This window comes from Bhargavaea beijingensis, assembly GCF_900101985.1.
GTDB lineage: Bacteria > Bacillota > Bacilli > Bacillales_A > Planococcaceae > Bhargavaea > Bhargavaea beijingensis.
On sequence record NZ_FNAR01000043.1, the window covers coordinates 1 to 1,110 of the forward strand.

Consider the following 1,110-nt stretch of genomic DNA (forward strand, 5'->3'; position numbering starts at 1 on the left):
GCCATATACGCCACGTTCTCAGTTGGCTATGGCAGGAGGAATCCCTTACAATGTGGTCAATGGTGTACAGTTGAAGGATCAACTGATTACAATGGCAAAAGCTGAAAGTGGAGTTAGTGGAGTAACAGAGAAAGTTGTTACTAAGGGTACGGGTAAATATCAAGTTGGAGCATATAAAGATATTAAAGGAGTAGAAGGACTTGATGCCCATCATGTAGGCCAGAAGGCAGCAATGAAGAAATTAGTAGATAATTATGATTTAAATACTGCACCTGCAATTAATGTTCCGAAGGTGGGGCACACCATTAAAGGACCTAATGGAATAGTTTCAAGAAGTACAAAAGGAATAGATAATCCTAGACAGTTATTGGCAAGAGACATTATGGAACTTAGAAGAGTCTATGATGACATGCCGAATTCTGCTTTAAAAGAACTTATTGAATTAAACAAAAAAATGTATCCGGAAATGAGGAAATAAAATGAATGATATTTTTGTTAAATCACTTTATGAGTCTATCGTTAAAGAGAACCTTCAGCTATACCAAGACTTGTATGAAACAACGAATATTACTTCTAAAACAGATGATTATTGGAAGAAGGCTATTGGTTTTTACGATAGTTTAACTGACGAAAATAAAGATACATTAATGAAGGTAATTGAACAAACTATGATTGATACGATTTCAAACATGTTAGGAGTAATTGATGGAAGTTCGACTTTAAAAGATTGTTCGTTAGAACCTAAATTACTGCTCGGTTCTATTGATACGGAAGGAGAACTGCAAGATTCGTTTTTAGAATTCATAGAAGAAAGAGATAGTAACAGCTAATTGGATTTTTTTATGACTGAGGTCTTCATCAAGAGCACAGTTAAATATAGTTTAAATGAATTCGATTACCTTGATTGGCTAAATGCCTTTCAAGGTTTTTTATTTTAATTTAAGAACTGGTCGATGGCATAGCGAATGCATTCTCAAATCCAGGAGACACCTATAACACCATTAAAACGGCCATTTCGGAATCCTATGAACGAGATAGGGTCAATGGCGATGCCAATTCGCGTGCACATTGGGTTACTTACGCTTTAGGGACGGTGGCAACGTCTATTGT

General features: G+C 35.9%; 1 protein-coding gene and 1 pseudogene. Both read left to right on the plus strand.

Annotated elements, in window-relative coordinates; all coding sequences use genetic code 11:
* Positions 1–478 (plus strand): annotated as a pseudogene (locus BLT01_RS15475) (pre-toxin TG domain-containing protein); the annotation flags it as partial.
* Position 479: 1 nt separating this feature from the next.
* Positions 480–830 (plus strand): transposase, encoded by a 351-nt coding sequence (locus tag BLT01_RS15000; protein WP_092099137.1) that lies wholly within the window; start codon positions 480–482, stop codon positions 828–830.
* The last annotated feature ends 280 nt before the right edge of the window (positions 831–1,110 follow it).